Source organism: Bradyrhizobium sp. CCBAU 45384 (genome assembly GCF_028128665.1).
Taxonomy (GTDB): Bacteria; Pseudomonadota; Alphaproteobacteria; order Rhizobiales; family Xanthobacteraceae; genus Bradyrhizobium; species Bradyrhizobium manausense.
The window spans coordinates 58,420-78,018 of record NZ_LBIZ01000117.1; the positions used below are offsets into that span (position 1 = coordinate 58,420).

Consider the following 19,599-nt stretch of genomic DNA (forward strand, 5'->3'; position numbering starts at 1 on the left):
AGAACAGCCCCTCTCCCCGCGAGAGCGGAGAGAGGGAGACCTCATATCACTTGGCGGGCTTGTACCACTTGTCGAGACCATCCTGGAGCTGCTTGCCGGCAGCTTCGGGCGTCAGCTTGCCGTTGACCACCTGCGCGGACACGTTCCAGAGCTCGTTTTCGAGATTCGGCGTACCGCGCGACAGGATCTGATACGAATTGCGGATCGTCGACTTGCAGGTCTGGCGCCATCCGACCATCGTCGCAGCGACGTCGTCCTCGACCTTCACCGGAGTCTTGCCGAGGGGGAAGAAGCCGGGAAGCGCGTTGGCGTAGATCGTTGCGAATTCCGGCGTCGTCAGCCATTCCAGGAATTTCTTGGCATCCTCCTTGTTCTTCGAGGCTGCGTTGATGCCCATCGCGATGTCGGTGTGATCGGAGATATAGCAATCCGTCGTGCCGGCCGGCTGCGGCGGCGGGAATGCACCCATGGCGAATTTCGCCTGGCCGCGGAATGTCGAGATGTCCCACGAGCCGGCCGCATAGATCGCGCCCTTGCCGAGCGAGAACAGGTTCTGACTGTCGGCGTAGGTCTGCGCCTGGAAGCCCGATCCGAGATAGGGCGCCCAGCCTGCGATCTCTTTGAAGGCCGCGACGTATTGCGGATCGGTGAGCTTCTCCTTGCCGGCGATCAGATTGGCCCTGCCCGTCTCGCCTTTCCAATAGTCGGGACCGATGTTCTGGAAGCCCATGGTCGCGGCCTCCCACTGGTCGGCCGTGCCCATCACCAGCGGGACATAGGTCCCGTCCTTCTTGAACTTCTCGAGCACGGCGTGGAATTCGTCGAGCGTCTTCGGCTCGGTCACGCCGAGCTTGGCGAAGGCCTCCTTGTTGTAGATGAATCCGGCGATGACGGAGGCGATCGGAACACAGAATGTGGTCTTGCCGTCGTCGGTCTGCCACGCAGCCTTTGCGACGTCGGAGAAATTGTCCATGCCCTTGATGCCGTCGACGGCATCGAGCTGATGCTTCTGGTAGAGCGCGAGCGAGGCGTCGAACGGACGGCAGGTGATGAGGTCGCCGGCGGTGCCGCCATCGAGCCGCGCGTTGAGGGCGGCGTTGTATTCCTTGGGCGCCGAGGGCGCGAATTCGACCTTGATGTCGGGATAGTGCTTGTTGAAGGCGGGAATGATCTTGGAGTTCCAGATGTCGGCGTCGTCATTGCGCCAGCTCTCGATCTTCAACGAGCCCGCCTCGGCCGATGCCAGCCCCGCGAGCAACGCCAACGCGGCAACCTCAGCTCCCAATCCGGCCTTGAATGTCCGTCTCATGCTACGCTCCCTTGTTCGGGCCTTCGCCCTTGCTTCCGTGGATCCTTGCGCGGCGCAAGGCGTCGTCGATTCGGCCTCCCGCAACAGCGAGCCAGTTGACGGCTTCGCTCATGCTGGGGATGCCGCAGGCAATCAACACCGCCGGCTTGACGTCGCCGCCGGCCTCACGCAACGCCGCTGCCGCCTGGGCATCGCTGACGTCAGCGATCGCGGCGACGATCCCGCGCGCCCGCTCGCGCAACTTCGCGTTATCCGCCTTCAGATTGACCATCAGCCCTTGATGAATGTGACCGAGCTCAAGTCCCATCAAGGATGAGAGCATGCCGAGCGCGGCCTTCTGCGCGGCTCCGGCCGCGAGCCGTGTCGACCCGCGCAGCGCCTCCTCCCCGCTTTCGAGCAGGATCGAGGCGTCGGCGACAACAAGCAATGGCGAGACCGGACGGTGCGCGACGCCAATCACGAAGGCGCCGCGGCGACGCGCCTCTGCGGCCGCGGCCACAGTGAACGGCGTCGAGCCGCTCGCCGATACGGCGATCACGGCGTCGCGGGAGAGATCGCCAAGCTCTGCTATCGAACGCTCACCGGCTGCAGCATCGTCCTCGGCCGCGCCGTCGATGCGAAATGGCTCGGCGGTCCCGCCGGGCAGGACAATGGCGATCCGGTTCTGATCAAGACCGAACGTCCCGGGAAGCTCGGCGGCATCTTCGGCCGCCGCAAGGCCCGACGACCCCGCGCCGGCATAGACCAGACGTCCACCCGCTCGCCAAATGGCGGCGAGCAGAAGCGCCGCCGTGCGGATGTCACCGGAGACAGAAGCGACCGAAGCAATCGCGCGGCGGTAGGAGGCCAGCATCGCGTCGGCAAACATCGCCTCATCTGAGGTCACGACATCGATGGTGTCGCCGCACCTCTCTCCGCCCGTGTCCAAGTTCGGCAGTACCGACATCGTGAATACCAATGGTAGATACCTCTTGTATTCGTTTTAGACACGTGACATACCACTTGTCTAGAGGCGTTAAGAATTTTTTTAGGAGGCCCCTTGGAGACAGCCCGGTTCTTTCTCGGAGTAGACGGCGGCGCCACCCGTTGCCGCGCGAGACTGCGGGACTCGTCCGGCCTCGAGCTCGGGCGCGCCGTAGGGCCGGCTTCGAACATCTATCTCGACTTCGACGAGGCGATGCAGGTCGTGCGCGACACCATCGAATCCGCGATCAGTGCCGGCACGCCGCGGCAGGAGATCGCGGTCGGTCTCAGCCTTGCCGGGCTTTCGGACGACAATGAAGCGAAGCGTGTCTCCGCCGCCCTGCCCGGCTTCGCGCGCATCGTCGCCGTCAACGATGCGGTCGCTGCCTGCGTCGGAGCCAACGGCGTCGGCGACGGTGGCCTGATCATCGCGGGCACGGGCTCGGCGGGCATCGCGCGTGTCGGAGCGCAAACGACGATCATCGGCGGACGCGGCTTCTGGCTCGGCGACGACGGATCCGCCGCGCGCCTCGGCGAATCCGCGCTTCGCGCGACGCTGCGCGCGATCGACGGCCTGGAGCCGAGGAGCGGCCTCGCACAGGCGCTCGGTCGACATTTTGGTGACGATCCGTTGCGGATGAGCCGCTGGGCGGCGGAAGCCAGACCGCGCGACTACGGCGCCTTCGCGCCGCAAATCCTTGACGTCGCAAGATCCGGAGACATGCGCGCCCGCGAAATCGTCGGGGAAGCAGCCTCCGCGATCGCGGCGCTCGCGAACGCGCTGAACGCGCTCGGCGCCGAGCGCATTGCGCTGGCGGGCGGTTTCGGCGAGCCGTTGCGCCCGTTCCTGCCGCCCGATGTGGCCAAGCGCCTCGCCCAGCCGCGGCGCGACGCCGTCGACGGCGCTATCCTTCTCGCCGGCGGAACGCTCGCGGAGGACCCGGCATGACCCTGACGGTCGAGACTGCGCCGGGCCAGAAGCTCTATCGTGCCGTGGTCGATGCGCTTCGGCGCGAGATCGAGACCGGGCGTTTTGCGGAGACGCAGCTGCTTCCGGCCGAGCGCGTATTGTGCGAGCTGCTCGAAGTATCGCGCACTACGCTGCGTAAGGCGATCGCCGATCTGATCGCCGAAGGCGTGCTGTTTCACCGCCACGGCGCCGGCACCTTCATCCATCGCGCAACGCCGCGGGTCGAACAGCCCTCCTCGCGCCTGACCAGCTTCACCGAAGACATGCGGCTGCGCGGATTGGTGGCGAGCTCGCGCGAACTCGAACGCGGCGTATTCCTGCCGACTCCGGAAGAGGCGATGATGCTTGGCGTACGGCCGAACGATCGCGTGTTCCGGCTCGGGCGCCTGCGCCTGGCCGACGGTTCGCCCATGGCAATCGAACGCGCCGCCGTGCCGATACGCTTTCTTCCTGAACAGGATAAGGTCGGCGACTCGCTCTACGAGGCGCTCTCCGCGGGGGGATTCAAGCCGACCCGTGGCCTGCAGCGCTTGCGTGCGACCCTGCTCGATCCTGCCGATGCCAAACTGCTTGGCGTCGCGCCCGACAGCCCCGCGCTCTACATCCAGCGCATTGCCTACCTCGCCGACGGAGCCTGCGTCGAGTTCACGAAATCCTGGTACCGTGCCGACGCCTATGATTTCGTCTCCGAACTCACGCTGTCGCCACCGGCCCGAAAGGCGCAGCGATGACGACACAGATGCTTCAGGAGATCGGCGAGGCAGGTGAAGCGGCTGCGCGCCAGCTTGGTGAGAATGCGGAACGGCTTGCTGAAGTCGTGGCGCGCCTGCGTGCCCTCGATCCGCCGCTCGTCGTAACCATCGGCCGTGGCTCGTCGGATTGCTGCGCACTCTATCTGAAATACCTCCTCGAGATTCTGTCTGGGGTGCCGTGTGCCTCTATCGGCCCCTCGATTGCGACCCTTTATCGGACGCCGATGCGGCTCAAGGGCTGCGTGTCCGTCGCGATCTCGCAGTCGGGGCGCAGCCCCGATATCGTGGAAATGCAGCGCGCCGCGCGCAGCGGCGGTGCGCTGGCCCTCGCATTGGTCAACGACGTGGCTTCGCCACTGGCGCAAGAGGCCGAATTCCTGCTGCCGCTCTGCGCCGGCGCGGAACGCTCGGTCGCCGCGACCAAATCGATGGTGGCCGGTCTTGTCGCGGGAGCAAGCCTCGTCGCGGCCTGGCGCGAGGATCGGCAGCTCGCCGACGCGCTCGCCGGCCTGCCGGACGTTCTCCGCAGCCAAACAACGCCGCCGCCCGCGACGATGCTGGAGAGTCTCGCAGATGCCCGCAGCGCTTTCGTGCTCGGCCGCGGCGCGACACTTGCGATCGCCGCGGAAGCGGCACTCAAGCTCAAGGAGACGTGCGCGATTCACGCCGAGGCCTACTCCGCGGCCGAGGTGCTGCACGGTCCGGCCGAGCTTGTGACTTCGGGCTTCCCCGTCATCGCCTTCCTGCCATCCGATCCGGCGCGCGAAGGCATGCTGCCGGCGCTCACGGCGCTGGCCGACGCCGGCGCGACGGTGATCGCAATCGAGGCTGGCGGGGATGATGAGCCGAACCGTCTCGCGACGGCACGGGTCGGGGCGCCGCTGTTGGAACCCATCGTCATGATCCACCGTTTCTACCGGCTCGCCGAAGCGCTTGCGCTCCGGCTCGGGCGCGATCCCGACCGCCCGCGCAATCTGCGCAAGGTAACGGAGACCGTCTGATGATCGTTCTGTCCGGCGCGCGCATCTTCGACGGCGAACACTTTCTCGATGACTACGTGGTCGTCATCGATGGCGCGCGCATTGCCGCCATCGTTCCCCACGCGGAGCGACCTGACGGCCCAGTGCAGGATCTCGGCGGCGGCCTGCTTGCGCCCGGCTATGTCGACGTTCAAGTCAATGGCGGCGGCGGCGTCCTGTTCAACGAGGAGCCGACGCCCGAAGGCATCGCCCGCATCGCAGCCGCGCATCGCAATCATGGCACCGTCGGGCTGTTGCCGACGCTGGTAACGGACGCGCCGCAGGTGATGGACGCCGCAATCGCTGCGACGCGCGAGGCGCGGCGCCTGACCCCTGCCACGCTCGGCATTCACCTGGAAGGGCCATTCCTGGATCCGCGCCGCAAGGGTGCGCATGAACTCAACTACATCCGCGACCTCGGGCGCGACGACGTCGCGACGATTGCAAAAGCCGATTGCGGCGCGGTCATGCTGACGCTCGCGCCCAACAGGGTCGGAACCGAGAGCATCGCCGAGCTCGCGCGGCAGGGCGTGCTCGTCTCGCTGGGCCATTCCGACGCGAGCTACGAGGAGGCGCGAAGGGCCGTTGAAGCAGGTGCGCGCGCGTTCACCCATTTGTTCAACGCGATGAGCCCGCCGACGGGGCGCGAACCGGGCATGGTCGGCGCAGCGCTCGATCTCGACGATGTGTTCGTCGGCCTCATCGCCGATGGCCATCACGTCCACGAGGCGAATTTGCGCGTTGCGCTCGCCGCCAAGCGGCACGACCGTTTCATGCTGATTACCGACGCGATGCCGCCGGCGGCCGGCGGCCCCGATCATTTCGATCTTCAGGGTCGCCGCGTGACGTCCGTCGACGGTTGCCTGCGGCTCGACGACGGGACGCTCGCCGGCTCGGTTCTGACCATGGACGAGGCGGTGCGCTATGCCGTCAATGTCGTCAGGCTTCCGCTCGCCGATGCCCTCGCCATGGCATCGCGCGTTCCGGCGACGTTTCTGCGGCGCGAGACTGACCTCGGCCGGATCGCACCGGGCTATCTCGCGAGCCTCGTTCATCTCGACGACGAGCTACGGGTGCTGGAAACCTGGATCGAAGGCCACTCCTCCCGCGGCTCCGAGCATGATGCGGTGGCAGACAACACCTGACTGAAGGACGCGAGCGAGCCATGTCCTCCCTTTCCATGTCGCCTCAACGGACTATTCGCGTTCTCGTGGTTGGCCTCGGCACCATGGGAATCAGCCATGCCCGTGCCTATAGATCAATCGAGGGTTTCGAACTCGTCGGTCTTTGCACCTCTCGCGCGGCCGATCGCGACGATCTCGAGGCCGAGTTTCCCGCGCTTCCGCGCTTCGAAAGCTACGACGAGGCGCTCACGCGTTTGCGTCCCGACGCCGTTTCGATCTGCACCTACACCGAGCATCACGCCGCCATGGCGTTGCAGGCTTTCGCTGCCGGCGCCCATGTTTTCTGCGAAAAGCCGCTGGCCGACACGCTGGATGCCGCGCGGCACGTCGTAAGCGCGGCACGCGCGGCCGGAAAAGCGCTGTTGATCGGCTATATCCTGCGCGTCCATCCTGCATGGTCGCGGTTCGTCGAGATCGGGCGAACGCTCGGAAAGCCGCTCGTCATGCGCATGAATCTTAACCAGCAGTCTGCGGGCTCCTTCTGGGAGGTGCACAAGAGGCTCATGCGGTCGACCTCGCCGATCGTCGACTGCGGCGTTCATTACGTCGACATCATGTGCCAGGTGACGCGAGCCCGTCCCGTCGCGGTCCACGCCGTCGGGGCGCGGCTGACGGGCGAGATCGCACCTAGCATGTACAATTACGGCCATCTCCACATCACGTTCGACGACGGCTCGGTCGGCTGGTACGAGGTCGGCTGGGGTCCGATGATGAGCGAGACCGCTCATTTCGTGAAGGACATGATCGGCCCCAACGGCAGCGTGTCGATCGTCGCGAAAGAGCGGAGCGATGCAGGCGCACGTTCAGCAGATCACGACACGCATACACGCACCAATGCGCTTCGCATCCATCACGCCGCGCGCGACGGCGAAGGCCGCTTTGCCAAGCCGGACGAGTTGGTCTCGACCGCAGATGAACCCGGCCATCAGGAGCTCTGCGAACGCGAGCAGCGGATGTTTCTGAGGGCGATCCGTGGCGAGATCGACCTGTCCGAGCATCACGAGGACGCGATCAACTCGCTCCGCATCGTCTTTGCCGCCGACGAGAGCGTTCGAACCGGTGAGGTCGTACGCCTGTAGGTCGGCACCCGTCTTCAACCGTCAACGATGGCGACCGCCCGCGTCCAGCCTGCGGATGCCCGCTCGATCTTGACCGGAAAGCACGACACCATGAAGCCGGTCGAGGGCAGAAGCTCGAGATTGTGCAGCTTTTCGATGTGGCAATAGCCGATGTGGCGTCCGGCCTTGTGACCTTCCCAGATCAAGCTGGCATCCCTGGTCTCGGCATATTTCTTCGCGGTGTAGACGAAGGGCGCATCCCAGCTCCAGCCATCGATTCCGGTCAGCCGCACGCCGCGTTCCAAGAGATACATGGTCGCTTCATAGCCCATGCCGCAGCCCGAGGTGACGTAGTCCTGCCGGCCATATTTGGCGCCGGCGCTGGTGTTGACGACGACGATCTCGAGCGGCGACAGCTTGTGCCCGATCCGCTTCAGCTCCGCCTCGACATCTCCGGCAGTCGCCACATATCCGTCCGGCAAATGGCGGAAGTCGAGCTTGACGCCGGGCTGGAAGCACCATTCCAGCGGCACCTCGTCGATCGTCCACGCGCGCTCGCCGCGGTTCATCGTGGGATGGAAGTGCCAGGGCGCATCGAGATGGGTGCCGTTATGGGTGGAAAGATTGACCATCTCCACCGCCCAGCCCTGGCCGTCAGGCAGGTCCTCCGCCTTCAGCCCATCGAAGAACTGGAGCATGCGCGGCAGGCCCTGTTGATGATCGATGTATTGAATGGTCGGATGGTTGCCCGGCGGATCGGCCGGCACGTCGTTTTGCAGCGGGACCGAGATATCGATCAGTTTGCGCGCCATGGTGTTTCCTCGTTGCCTGTTTTTGTCTGCTTGAATCCCAAACGTCTTTGCGCTCAAGCGTCTTGCCGCTCGACCCTGTTCTTCAACACGCCGATTTTCTCGACTTCGAGCTCGACCGTGTCGCCATGCTCGAGATACCAGCCGAGCTCGAGGCCGCAGCCATTGCCCACTGTGCCCGAGCCGATGAATTCACCCGGCATCAGCGTCTCGTCCTGCGTGACATGGGCGATGATCTCCTCGAATGAGAACAGCATCCCGTCCGAGACGCCGGTTGAGCGGGTCTCGCCGTTGACACGGGCTTCCATCTTCAACCTGTAGGGATCGCCGATCTCATCCGGCGTCACGATCCACGGCCCCATCACATTGCCGCCGTCAAAGCTCTTGCCCTTGGCGGGACCGAGCCGCCCTTCCATCTCGATGCGCTGCGCATCGCGCGCCGAAAAATCGTTGAAGATGGTGTAGCCGAAGATGTGATCCCCAGCCTTTGCCGCTGGAATATTCGCGCCCCTGTTCTTGGTGATGATGCCGAATTCGAGCTCGTAATCCATCACCTTGCTGTAGCGCGGCCATTTGACGGTCGTGTTGGTGCCGCGGACACTGAAGCGGTTGGTAATGTAGAAGATCGGCTGCTTGCGATAGACCTCGGGCAGTTCGCCGAGCGGCTCGGCGTCGATCCGCGCCAGCTCCGCCATGTCGCCTTTCGCGCGCGCCGCGAGCTTACGCTGCCCGCGCGGCGCCTGGAGGATGTGCAGCGGGAACGACATGCCGTCACGCATCTGCCGAGGCTCCGGCACCGGCGCGAGGAGGTCCACCGCAGATGCCGCCGACGACAGCGCCGGATCCGCGCCGTATTTTTCGAACAGCCCCGCCGCCTGCTCCAGCGCGCGTGGCCCCGCGTCGATCAGCGCCAGCATCGAGGCAAAGGCCTGAAGATCCTGTCCATCGCGTGCAGCGGCCGCGGCGATGTCGAAGATCCGATCGTCATTGGAATGCACGATGCCGATCCGGTCCTGACCGGCCGACCTGAATGTAGCGAGTTTCACCTTGGACACCTCTTGCTTTGGTTGGAAATATATGATCGAATAAAATATCGATAATCAAGATAAAAAAATGCAAACTGGGAGGATGGCCTTGAAGAGGCAGTTGGCAAGATTGGCGGTCACGCTGGGTATTTCGCTTCAGATGGCTTGCGCATTGGCTGGCGCGGCGGCGGCACAGGCGAAAATCCAGATCGGTTGCACGGCCACCTCCGACTGTGCGTCCGCCATGGTCGCCGTCGACGAGGGCATCTTCAAGAAGCACGGGCTCGACGTCGAGATGACGCCGATCGCGATCAATTCGAACATCCCTGCCGCGATCCTGTCGAACTCGATCCAGATTGGCGGGCCGACCTCGACCGTCTTCCTCCAGGCGGTTGACGGCGGCCTCGATCTGGTCGGCATCGCCGGCGCGTCGGTGATGAACCCGACGTCGAACATCGCCATCACGGCTTTCGTCCGCAACGGTATCACCATCAACGAGCCCAAGGATTTCGTCGGCAAGAAAGTCGGCGCGCCGGGACTGAACGCCTTCCTGCATGTGCTGTTCGTGAAGTGGCTGGTGGAGAAAGGCGTCGATCCCAAGAGCGTCAAATTCGTCGAGGTGACCTTCCCGACCATGGCCGACATCATCAAGTCCGGCGGTGTCGATGCCGTCCTCACCGCCGAGCCGTTTGTCACCCGCATGACCAATGCGGGCCTCGGCTCGGTCGGCGCACGCTACGCCGTCGAACTCGCCCGCACCGACCCGATCATCTTCTACGCGGCATCGCGCGAATGGGCGGAGAAGAACGCGGCGATCGTGACGAAATTCCGCGACGCGATCGCGGAAGCGGCAGTGATCGTCAACAGCGACCGCGAGAAGGCCTCCGCTTCGATCGCAAAGTTCACCAAACAGCCGCTCGATCTCGTCAAGGCGACGCCTCCGAACCAGTCCGAGCCACGCCTGAAGCCGGAGAACCTCGCCTGGTGGATCGAGGTGATGTCGTCGCAGAAGATGCTGCAATCAAAGCTCGATACAAGCAAACTGGTGCTGAACTGAGGACCCTGCGATGCCGGCTTCCGAACGTCCTGTCGAACGTCCGAGCGGCGAGGCCGGCACCTTGAGCGAGCGCGCGGCCAGCCTCCTCGAGCAGGACATTCTGGCCGGACGCCTGGCGCCGGGGTCGCGGCTTGGCATCGTCGATCTCGTGCAGCGCTATGAGATCGGCGCCACGCCGCTCCGCGAAGGATTGTCGCGCCTGATGTCACGCGGATTGATCGTGGGCATCGGCCAGCGCGGTTTTCGCGTCGCCGAGGTCAGCCGCGAGGACCTGGCCGATATCACCTGCATGCGCACCGCCATCGAGAAAGAGGCGATCCGGCTGGCCATCATCCTTGGGAATGACGCGTGGGAGGCCGGCATCGTCAGCGCGCTGCACCAGATGCGTCGCCACATCGAGCGCACCGGCAACGAATTCCGCGAGGGCGCCGCCGATTTCGACCGCCTGCACAAGGGCTTTCATACCGCCCTGCTCTCGGCCTGCGGTTCGGGGCGGATGCTCGGCGCGCATTCGGAGCTCTACGACCAGGCCTATCGCTACCGCCGCGTGATGATGCGCGGAATTGACAGCGGTGCAGAGTTTATCCGCAGCCATCAAATGCTCGCCGACCGCGTGCTGGCGCGAGACGTCGAAGGTGCGCAAGAGATGCTGGAAGCGCACCTGCATTCGACCATCAATTTCGTCTATCCGCCCGCCAGCGAGAGCAACCGATGACCCTTCTTGCAAGACTTGAAGACGTAAAGGCGGCGCGGCGGCAAAAGCCGTTGATCAGCTTCAACGGGGCGACGCTTCGGCTTGGCGGCAAGACCATTATCGAGAATCTCGATCTTGCCGTGCGTCCCGGCGAATTCCTCTGCATTGTCGGCGCCTCCGGTTGCGGCAAGACCACTGCATTGCGGCTCGCGGCGGGCCTCTATCGTCCGACCGGCGGCGCCGTCACCTTCGATGGCCAGCCGATGCTCGACCCGCGCCGCGAGGTCGCGATCGTATTCCAGGACTATGGCAAGGCGCTGCTGCCCTGGCGAACCGCAGCCGGCAACATCTCGCTGGCGCTGGAGGCTTGCGGAATTCCCGCGCGCGAGCGCCCCGGACGCATCGCGGCGTTGCTGCGCAAGGTCGGCCTGCCCGGCCATGCCGACAAATACCCGGCGGAAATGTCCGGCGGCATGCAGCAGCGGTTGCAGATCGCGCGCTGTCTCGCTCAGGAGCCGACCACGCTCTTGATGGACGAGCCGTTCGGCGCGCTGGATGCGATGACACGGCAAGGTCTGCAGGACGAGGTTCTGTCCTTGACGGCGGCGAGCAACACCACCGTCATCTTCGTGACCCACGATCTCGACGAGGCGATCTATCTCGGCGACCGCGTCATCGGCCTGTTGCCGCATCCCGGCCGGATCGGAATCGAGCTGGATGTGAACCTGTCGCGACCGCGCGACCAGCTTGCCACAAGGGAGCATCCGGAATTCCTGCGGCTGCGCCGGCAATTGTTCGACTTCATCAAGGCGACCGAACATTGAGCCTCGAACGCACCAAGCCGCTGCTGCTGCCGCTCGCGGCACTGCTCGTCTTCGAGCTCTGGATCCGCCTCGCCCATTTGCAGAGCGACAGCCTGGCGCCTCCGAGCGCGGTGCTCGCCGCTCTGGTCGCAGCACTCGCCGACCTCACGATCCCGATCGCCACCCGTGACACGCTGCTCGCGGCGTTTGCGGGGCTCGCGATCGGCAGCGTGATCGGGCTTGCGCTCGGGATCGTCTTCGGCATCTCGCGCGTGCTCGATCGGTTGATGGAAGTGACCATCGAGGCGATCCGGCCGATCCCGTCGATCGCGCTGTTGCCGATCGCGCTGATCGCGCTCGGCTTCGGCTATCCCATGGAGATCGTGATTGTCGCCTTTGCCTGCGTCTGGCCGATGCTGATCCTGAGCCGCACCGCCGTTCGCGGCATCGAGCCGCGGTTGATGGAGGTGTCGCGGGCGCTGCGGCTGACACCGGTGCAGCGGATCATCAAGATCATCATTCCAGCCGCTTTGCCGCGGATCTTCGTCGCATTCCGCCTGTCCGCCGGCATCGCATTGATCGTCGCGGTGACGGTCGAGATCGCGATCAATCCGCTCGGGCTCGGCGCCGGCATCATGCTTGCGCAGCAGGCACTGCGGCCCGACCTGATGCTCGCTTATCTCGTCTGGATCGGCGCCATCGGCTATGGGCTGAACCTCGCTTTGATCGTCGTCCAGTACCGCCTGTTCGGCCGCGCCGCCACCGCCGGAGCCGGCTCATGAGCGCCACCGCAACGATCTGGCGCATGGCGAGTTTCGCAGTCGCCGCCGGCTTTGTCGGGCTGTGGCAGCTCATTGCCAATCTCAAGCTGGTCTCGCCTGTGTTTCTGCCCGGCCCCGATCGCGCCTGGGCCGCACTGATGCGTGGCTTTGCGAGCGGCGATCTCACCAGCAAGCTCGTCGGCACGCTGGAGCACATGGCCTATGGCTGGCTCGCCGCTTCGATTGCGGGCATCGCGCTCGGCGCCCTGATCGGATCTTCTCGCCTGATGCGCATCTATATCGCGCCATCGCTGGAATTCCTGCGTCCGCTGCCGGTCTCCGCCATCATCCCGGTCGCGATCGCGATGCTCGGCTTGACTGAAGGCATGGCCCTGTTCGTGATCGCCTTCGGTGCGATCTGGCCGATCATGCTTGCGACCATTCACGGTTTTGCCGCGGTCGAGCCGCGCCTCTACGAGGTCGCGCGCGCGTTGCAGATGTCGCGCACCGCCGTGGTCTTCAAGATCGCATTGCCGTCGGCCCTGCCCGACATCCTCGCCGGCATGCGGCTCAGCCTGACGGTCGCGCTGATCCTCTCCGTCGTCTGCGAGGTGCTGGCCGGGCTCGACGGCCTTGGCCATTGGGTGCTGCTGTCGGCGCGCGCATTTCGGTCGGCCGATCTGTTTGCCGGCGTGATCTTGCTCGGGGCCACCGGCTATGTCACGTCGGTTGCGATGTCACTGGCCGAGCGCAGGCTATTGGCGTGGCAGTCGACGCGCTGATCAGCGCGGGACGACAGCTGTCGCTTCGATCTCGACACGCGCCGACGGCTCGACCAGACGCACGACCTGCACCAGCGCCATGCTGGGGTAATGGGTGCCGACCACCTCGCGATAGGCTTTGCCGAGCGCCTTCAGGTTCGCGACGTACTCGTCCATGTCGACGACATACCAGGTCAGGCGCACCAGATGGTCCGGCCGCGCGCCGCCTTCGGCCAGGATTGCGACGATGTTTTCGAGCGTCTGGCGGACTTGTGCGACGAAGCCGTCGGCAAACCGGCCCGCGACGTCCCAACCGACGACGCCACCCGTCACGACCAGGCGTCCCTCGGCCGTGATGCCGTTGGCATACCCTTTCGGCTGCGGCCAGCCGCTGGGCTGAAGCACTTGCAGGCCGCTGGTCGCACCGGCTTCCGGCTTTCTCATCGTACTCATGGAGAACTTTCTATCTTCTCAGCGCGGCTTCAACAGCTCGCGCGCGACAATCAGTTTCTGGACCTCGGTCGCGCCCTCATAGATGCGCAGCGCCCGGATCTCGCGGTAGAGGCTCTCGACGACCTCTCCTTTACGCACGCCGCGGCCGCCGAACATCTGGACGGCGCGGTCGATGACGCGCTGCGCAGTCTCGGTCGCAGTCAGCTTCGCCATCGCCGCTTCACCCGTCGTCGGAAGTTTCTGGACATCGCGCCGCCAGGCCGCGCGATAGGTCAGGAGCGCGGCGGCATCGGTGTCCGTCGCCATGTCGCCGAGCGCGGCCTGGGTCAGCTGGAGATCTCCCAAGGTCGCGCCGAACATCTTGCGGCTGCGCGCGTGCGACAGCGCTTCGTCGAGCGCACGCCGGGCAAAGCCGAGAGCTGCGGCCGCGACCGAGGCGCGGAAAATATCCAGCGTCTGCATCGCAAGCTTGAACCCGCCGCCGGGCGCGCCGAGGCAGCGGCTCGCCGGAATCCGGCAATTGGTGAAGCGCAACGTCGCCAGCGGATGCGGCGCGATGACGTCGATGCGCTCGGCAATGCCGAAGCCGGGATCATCGGGAAAGACGACGAAGGCCGAGATGCCGCGCGCGCCCGGCGCCTCGCCGGTTCGGGCAAACAGCGTGTAGACATCGGCAATGCCGCCATTGGAGATCCAGGTCTTTTCGCCGTCGATGACGTAGTTGTCACCGTCGGTCCGCGCGGTGCAGGACATCGCCGCGACGTCGGATCCCGCCTCCTTCTCGGACAGCGCAAAGGCCGCGAGCCATTCACCGGAGCGAACTTTCGGCAGCACTTGCTTGCGCAGCTCCACCGAGCCGCCGAGCGCAATCGCGCCGGAGCCGAGCCCCTGCATGGCGAAGGCGAAATCGGCAAGTCCATCGGCATAGGCGAGCGATTCGCGCGACAGGCAGATCGAGCGGGAATCGATCGTGGCCGCATCGCCGTCGGGCGCCGCCACCGCGCAATCGAGCAGGCCCGCCTCGCCCATCGCGCGCACGAGGCTGCGGCAGGCGCCGTCGACATCGTCGTGATCGATCGTGTCGAGCGCGCCCGACTGCACGAAGCGGTCGAGCTTCGCGCCGATTGCCTGGTGGCGCGGTTCGAAGAACGGCCAGTCCAGCCAGTCGCGCCTGATGACTTTTGCAACGGAGCTCATCTGTCACCTCCTCCGTTCACTGGGCGCTAGCTGCGGCAGCGCGCGCCAGGTTGGTTTCGTACTGTCCCTTGGCGGACAGATATTGCTTCGGCCAGCTGACCGCGGTGATGCCGATGCGCGCCGCTTCGTGCAGGGTCCAGGCGGGATCGGCCAGATGCGGCCGCGCAATGGCGCAGAGATCGGCGCGGCCGGCCGCCAGAATCGAGTTGGCGTGATCAGCCTCGGAGATCGCGCCAACGGCAATCGTTTCGATGCCGACCTCGTTGCGGATCAGGTCGGCAAAGGGCGTCTGGAACAGGCGTCCATAGATCGGCCGCTCCTCCTTCCAGACCTGCCCCGAGGAGCAATCGATCACGTCCGCCCCCGCCTGCTTGAACATCGCGGCGAAGATCGCCGCATCGGCCGGGGTGTTGCCGCCGTCGGTCCAGTCATGACAGGACAGGCGCACCGACATCGGCCGATCGGACGGCCACACCGCCCGCATCGCCTTGAACACCTCCAGCGGATAGCGCGCGCGGTTCTCGTGGCTGCCGCCGTACTCGTCCGTGCGCCGGTTGGTGAGCGGCGAGAGGAAGCTCGACAGCAGATAGCCGTGGGCGCAATGCAGTTCGAGCCACTCGACACCGGCGGCCGCCGCACGGCGGGTTGCCGCGACGAAATCGTCGCGGACGCGGTCCATATCGCGGCGGTTCATTTCCCGCGGCAACTGGCTGTGGGGCAGGTACGCCAGGGCCGACGCCGAGATCAGCGGCCATTCGCCCGTCTCGAGGGGTTGATCGATCCCCTCCCACGGCACCCTTGTCGCGCCCTTGCGCCCGGCATGGCCGAGCTGAATCCCGACCTTGGCATGCCCAACGCTGTGGACGAGCTCGACCAGCCGCCGCCATTGCTCAGCCTGCGCATCGTTCCAAAGCCCGAGGCAGCCCGGCGTGATCCGCGCGTCGGGCGAGACGCAGGTCATCTCGGCGAAGACCAGCCCGGCGCCGCCCATGGCGCGCGCGCCGAGATGGGCGATGTGGAAGTCGTTGATGAGCCCGTCCTGCGCCGAATACATCGCCATCGGCGAGACCATGATGCGGTTCGCCAGCGCAAGGCCGCGCACGCGGTGCGGCGTCAGCATCGGCGGCGGCACCCGCTCGCCGTCCTTGACGGCGATCCCTGCGCGCGCGGCGAACCAGCGCTCGAAACCTTCCAGCCAGGTGCGGTCGCGCAGGCGAAGATTCTCGTGGCTGATGCGCTGCGAGCGCGTCAGCATCGAATAGAAGAATTGCGGCGGCTCGAGCGTGTCGGCGTAGCGCCGGCCGACCACCTCGAACCATTCCATGGCGTTGCGCGCGGCGTTCTGGATACGCGCGACATCGACACGGCGCACCTCCTCATAGGCCTCCAGCACGGTCGGGATACCGTCGCGGCCGTGACCATGGCGGTCGAACTGGTTGGCGAGCTCGATGGCGTCGTCGAGCGCGAGCTTGGTGCCCGAGCCAATGGCGAAATGCGCGGTGTGCGCGGCATCCCCCATCAGCACGACATGCGACTTGCCGTTGAAGACGCTCCATTTGCCGCAGATCAGGCGGCTGAAATTGAGCCAGGCCGAGCCGCGCAGATGGCGGGCGTTGGTCAGGAGCTTCGCGCCATCCAGCGTCTCGGCGAAGATCTTTTCGCAGAAGTCGATCGACGCCTGCTGATCGAGCTCGCCCAGTCCGTGGGCATTATAGGCTTCTTCCGTGGTCTCGACGATGAAGGTCGAGGTCTCCGCGTCGAACTTGTAGATGTGCGCCTGGAACCAGCCGTGCTCGGTCTTCTGAAAGTCGAACGTGAAGGCGTCGAACGCTTTCTTGGTGCCGAGCCAGATGTAACGATTCGGCCGGATCACCATGTCGGGCTGGAACTGCTCGGCATAGCGGGCACGAATCCTGGAATTGACGCCGTCGCAGGCGACGATCAAATCGGCGTCGGGAAATTCGAGATCGGACTCGACCTCGCGCTCGAACACGAGCTCGACACCCAGCGCCTCGCAGCGCCGCTGCAGAATGTTGAGCAGATGCTTGCGGCCGATGCCGATGAAGCCATGGCCACTGGTGCGCTGGCGTGTCCCCTTGAAGACCAGCTCGATGTCGTCCCAGTGGTTGAAGGCGTCCTCGATCTCGGCGGCGCTCTCGGGATCGGCAACACGCATCGCCGACATCATGGCGTCGGAGAACACGACCCCCCAGCCGAACGTATCGTAGGGCTTGTTGCGCTCGACCACCGTGATGACATGCTCGGGATGCCGACGCTTCATCAGCAGGCCCAGATAGAGGCCGGCCGGGCCGCCGCCGATACAGACTATGCGCATGATCCCTCGCTTTCGCGCGTCGCGCCTGATGTCGAGCTCTCACTCAAATTATTTTAAGCATAAAGTATTTCGCCGGCTCGTGCGTTGTCAAGGCGGTTCTGCAATGCCCCCGGGCGGCGCGCAGAGCCGCGGCATCGATCTTGAAACCGGTATAAATTGGAGACAAGGCGGCGCCGAATCCGAGGACCCCGGGCTCCGCCTTGAATTTACTTTTGGCACGAACTATCTTGCCCAGGTCCGCGAGAGCTGCGCCAGCTTTCGAAAGGCCATCAAGCCCGGGAGATTCGATTGGCACTCGCGAAGGAGCCCACGCCTGTTTCGGCCAAGAATGGGGCGGATCAGGAAGCCGAGTACAGGGCTCAAACCCGAGTCTGGCTCCGGCTGCTCGCCTGCACGACCCTGATCGAGGGCGAACTGCGGCGCCGGTTTCGCGAAGAGTTCGATTTCACCATGCCTCGCTTCGATGTTCTCGCTCAGCTCGACCGCGAGCCGAGCGGGCTTGTGCTGGGAGAGCTGCCCAAGCGCCTGATGGTCTCGGCCGGGAACCTGACGCCGATCGTGGACCGCCTGGTCGCGGACGGATACATCACCCGCACGCCGTCGAACCTCGACCGCCGCGTGCAGATCGTCTGCATGACGGTCGAAGGCCGCAAGACCTTCAGGCGAATGGCCAAGAGCCACGGCGCCTGGCTTGCCGAGCTGCTGGCGAATTTCCCGGCGGACCGGTTCGACGGACTGATCGGCGAGCTCGACGAACTCAAGAGCGCCGTCAGGGACGCGCTGCAGAAACCGTGAATCGATCGACGCTCAGCGCCGCAACGTCACGCCGGCCGCCTCGCGATCCCATGTGTCCGCGGTGACGCCCGCCTCACGCAGCACGCCCTTCTTGATCTTGCCGTTTTCCGTCAGCGGCATCTGGCTCAGAATGCGCACATAGCGCGGGATGGCGAAATAGGCGATCTGGCCTTCGCAGTGCCTGACAATGTCGACGGGCTCGAGCGATTGGCCAGCTTCCGGCAGGATCGCAGCCGCAACCTCGTCCTCGCCCAATTCCGACGGCAATGGGTAGATCGCGCAGGCCGCGACCGCGGGATGGGACTGGATGGTCTGCTCGACCTCCCATGAAGACACGTTCTCACCACGTCTGCGAATCGAATCCTTCATGCGATCGATGAAGCGATAGTGTCCGTCAGCATCCCGAACCACCCGATCGCCGGAGTGGAACCACAGATTGCGCCAGGCCTCGACCGTCTTCTCCGGCATGCCGAAATAGCCGGTGGCAAAAGCAAAGGGCTCACTGGCGCGCAGCACGAGCTCGCCGGCCTCGCCATCGGGAAGCGCTGAATCATTCTCGTCGACGATCCGCGCTTCAATGCCGTCGGCCAGATAGCCCATCGTCCCCGGACGATCGGACGGGATCGTACCCGCGAACACGAAATTGGTCTCGGTCGACCCGTAGCCGTCGACCAGCGGGACATCAAACCGCTCATGGAACGGACCATGGATCTGCGGCGGCACGCCGCCGCCGAGCGCAACGCGAAGGCGATGCGTCTTGTCGTCCGTCGTCGCCGGCTGCGCCAGAAGCATCGATGCCATCGCGCCGAGCAGATAGCCGACCGTTGCATTGTGCCGTCGCGCCGCGGCCCAGAAGCCGGAAGCGGAGAATTTCGGCTCCAAGACATAGGTGCAGCCGGTCAGCAACGCCTGATAGAACGCGTTCAGCGCGTTGGTGTGGAACAAGGGCAATGTCGTGAACAGCACATCCCCTTCGCGGATGCCGAGCGCCCGCGCCGAGTAGATGCCCCACCAGAACAGCTGCGCCTGCGGGCAGCACACCCCCTTCGCAGGCCCCGTGGTGCCTGACGTGTAAAGGATCGCAACGGTGTCGCCGGGACGCACGGCACATGCCGGAGCGGACGTTCCGAGAGGCGGCAGCGACACCGCCGAAAGCCCGGCATCGAACGCCTCCCCGGCAGCTCCGATGATCCAGGTTCGGGGCGGCAGCTCGACACCGGCCTCCACACTCTCGATCGCACCGGCGAACTGCGCCTCAACGGCAAGAAGCGCGGGACGCGAGTTGCGGAAGATGTGGGAGAGCTGGAAGCCGCGCAGCGCGGTGTTGATGGGGACCGCGATGGCTCCGAGCCACGCACAGCCGAGATAGACCTGCAAGAACTCCGGACGGTTCGAGCACATCAGCGCGACGCGATCGCCGGGCTTGATGCCGGCATCGACGAGCGCCTGCGCCGATGCAGCCGCGATCGCCGCGGTCTGCGCAAAGGTCCAGCGCGTCTCGCCCGCGACAAGCAGGACGCGATCGCCATAGCGTTCCGCCTGCCGCCTGAGGATGGTGGAGAGGATCCGGTCGGACGGTGGAAACAGCTCGACCGCGCGCGCCCAGACCGGCAGCACGTTCTTCGCCGTCGCGTCGTTCTCCGTCACGATCAGG

The 19,599-nt window shown here is 65.2% G+C and carries 19 protein-coding genes; 11 read left to right on the top strand and 8 right to left on the bottom strand.

Features of this window, described 5'->3' with window-relative positions:
* Positions 1–46: 46 nt before the first annotated feature.
* Both XH80_RS31785 and XH80_RS31790 read right to left on the bottom strand, forming a co-directional pair.
* Complete coding sequence (locus XH80_RS31785) at positions 47–1,309, bottom strand: ABC transporter substrate-binding protein (protein ID WP_271602010.1); 1,263 nt, start codon at positions 1,307–1,309, stop codon at positions 47–49.
* Between the two features lies 1 nt (position 1,310).
* On the bottom strand, positions 1,311–2,255 hold the full coding sequence (locus XH80_RS31790; protein WP_271602011.1) for an N-acetylmuramic acid 6-phosphate etherase: 945 nt from the start codon (positions 2,253–2,255) through the stop codon (positions 1,311–1,313).
* A 93-nt stretch (positions 2,256–2,348) separates the two neighbouring features.
* Here XH80_RS31790 and XH80_RS31795 point away from each other — a divergent pair, with 93 nt between their 5' ends.
* From XH80_RS31795 to XH80_RS31815, 5 genes are read left to right on the top strand one after another with little or no spacing between them, the layout of a single operon-like run.
* Complete coding sequence (locus tag XH80_RS31795; RefSeq protein ID WP_271602012.1) at positions 2,349–3,221, top strand: BadF/BadG/BcrA/BcrD ATPase family protein; 873 nt, start codon at positions 2,349–2,351, stop codon at positions 3,219–3,221.
* Positions 3,218–3,973 (top strand): GntR family transcriptional regulator, encoded by a 756-nt coding sequence (locus tag XH80_RS31800; protein WP_057758636.1) that lies wholly within the window; start codon positions 3,218–3,220, stop codon positions 3,971–3,973. Before XH80_RS31795 ends, XH80_RS31800 begins: the two co-directional genes overlap by 4 nt.
* Positions 3,970–4,995, top strand: coding sequence for an SIS domain-containing protein (locus tag XH80_RS31805; protein ID WP_271602013.1), 1,026 nt, complete (start codon positions 3,970–3,972; stop codon positions 4,993–4,995). The genes XH80_RS31800 and XH80_RS31805 overlap by 4 nt, the downstream gene beginning before the upstream one ends.
* A complete protein-coding gene (gene nagA / locus XH80_RS31810) occupies positions 4,995–6,158 on the top strand; it encodes an N-acetylglucosamine-6-phosphate deacetylase (protein WP_271602014.1) in 1,164 nt (387 codons plus the stop codon). The genes XH80_RS31805 and nagA overlap by 1 nt, the downstream gene beginning before the upstream one ends.
* A 20-nt stretch (positions 6,159–6,178) precedes the next feature.
* On the top strand, positions 6,179–7,276 hold the full coding sequence (locus XH80_RS31815; RefSeq protein ID WP_442868636.1) for a Gfo/Idh/MocA family protein: 1,098 nt from the start codon (positions 6,179–6,181) through the stop codon (positions 7,274–7,276).
* A gap of 14 nt (positions 7,277–7,290) precedes the next feature.
* Here the strand turns inward: XH80_RS31815 and XH80_RS31820 are convergent, their stop codons facing one another.
* Complete coding sequence (locus XH80_RS31820) at positions 7,291–8,067, bottom strand: cyclase family protein (protein ID WP_128952545.1); 777 nt, start codon at positions 8,065–8,067, stop codon at positions 7,291–7,293.
* Positions 8,068–8,120: 53 nt separating this feature from the next.
* Positions 8,121–9,110 carry a fumarylacetoacetate hydrolase family protein gene (locus XH80_RS31825; protein WP_271602015.1) on the bottom strand — a complete coding sequence of 330 codons (990 nt, stop codon included), beginning with the start codon at positions 9,108–9,110 and terminating at the stop codon, positions 8,121–8,123.
* Between the two features lie 139 nt (positions 9,111–9,249).
* On the opposite strand from XH80_RS31825, the gene XH80_RS31830 reads away from it, so the two are divergent.
* Genes XH80_RS31830 through XH80_RS31850 form a run of 5 tightly spaced genes read left to right on the top strand, consistent with a single transcriptional unit; the run spans position 9,250 to position 13,186 of the window.
* Positions 9,250–10,146, top strand: a complete 897-nt coding sequence (locus tag XH80_RS31830; RefSeq protein WP_333932745.1) for an ABC transporter substrate-binding protein — start codon at positions 9,250–9,252, stop codon at positions 10,144–10,146.
* A 10-nt stretch (positions 10,147–10,156) separates the two neighbouring features.
* On the top strand, positions 10,157–10,861 hold the full coding sequence (locus XH80_RS31835) for a GntR family transcriptional regulator (protein ID WP_271602017.1): 705 nt from the start codon (positions 10,157–10,159) through the stop codon (positions 10,859–10,861).
* The gene (locus XH80_RS31840; protein WP_271602018.1) at positions 10,858–11,664 is read left to right on the top strand and encodes an ABC transporter ATP-binding protein; all 807 of its coding nucleotides are present in this window, start codon (positions 10,858–10,860) and stop codon (positions 11,662–11,664) included. Before XH80_RS31835 ends, XH80_RS31840 begins: the two co-directional genes overlap by 4 nt.
* Positions 11,661–12,425, top strand: a complete 765-nt coding sequence (locus tag XH80_RS31845) for an ABC transporter permease (protein ID WP_271602019.1) — start codon at positions 11,661–11,663, stop codon at positions 12,423–12,425. Before XH80_RS31840 ends, XH80_RS31845 begins: the two co-directional genes overlap by 4 nt.
* On the top strand, positions 12,422–13,186 hold the full coding sequence (locus XH80_RS31850; protein ID WP_271602020.1) for an ABC transporter permease: 765 nt from the start codon (positions 12,422–12,424) through the stop codon (positions 13,184–13,186). Before XH80_RS31845 ends, XH80_RS31850 begins: the two co-directional genes overlap by 4 nt.
* On the opposite strand, the gene XH80_RS31855 is transcribed toward XH80_RS31850, so the two are convergent.
* From XH80_RS31855 to XH80_RS31865, 3 genes are read right to left on the bottom strand one after another with little or no spacing between them, the layout of a single operon-like run.
* Positions 13,187–13,618 (bottom strand): RidA family protein, encoded by a 432-nt coding sequence (locus tag XH80_RS31855; RefSeq protein ID WP_220002884.1) that lies wholly within the window; start codon positions 13,616–13,618, stop codon positions 13,187–13,189.
* An 18-nt stretch (positions 13,619–13,636) separates the two neighbouring features.
* Entirely contained in the window at positions 13,637–14,815 is a 1,179-nt protein-coding gene (locus tag XH80_RS31860) for an acyl-CoA dehydrogenase family protein (RefSeq protein WP_271602021.1), read from the bottom strand.
* Positions 14,816–14,831: 16 nt separating this feature from the next.
* Positions 14,832–17,150: a bifunctional salicylyl-CoA 5-hydroxylase/oxidoreductase gene (locus XH80_RS31865; protein WP_271602022.1), complete on the bottom strand. Its 2,319-nt coding sequence runs from the start codon at positions 17,148–17,150 to the stop codon at positions 14,832–14,834.
* A gap of 288 nt (positions 17,151–17,438) precedes the next feature.
* On the opposite strand from XH80_RS31865, the gene XH80_RS31870 reads away from it, so the two are divergent.
* Positions 17,439–17,945: a MarR family winged helix-turn-helix transcriptional regulator gene (locus XH80_RS31870; protein ID WP_220002881.1), complete on the top strand. Its 507-nt coding sequence runs from the start codon at positions 17,439–17,441 to the stop codon at positions 17,943–17,945.
* A gap of 12 nt (positions 17,946–17,957) precedes the next feature.
* Here the strand turns inward: XH80_RS31870 and XH80_RS31875 are convergent, their stop codons facing one another.
* Positions 17,958–19,592 (bottom strand): ATP-dependent acyl-CoA ligase, encoded by a 1,635-nt coding sequence (locus tag XH80_RS31875; RefSeq protein ID WP_271602023.1) that lies wholly within the window; start codon positions 19,590–19,592, stop codon positions 17,958–17,960.
* Between the last annotated feature and the right edge of the window lie 7 nt (positions 19,593–19,599).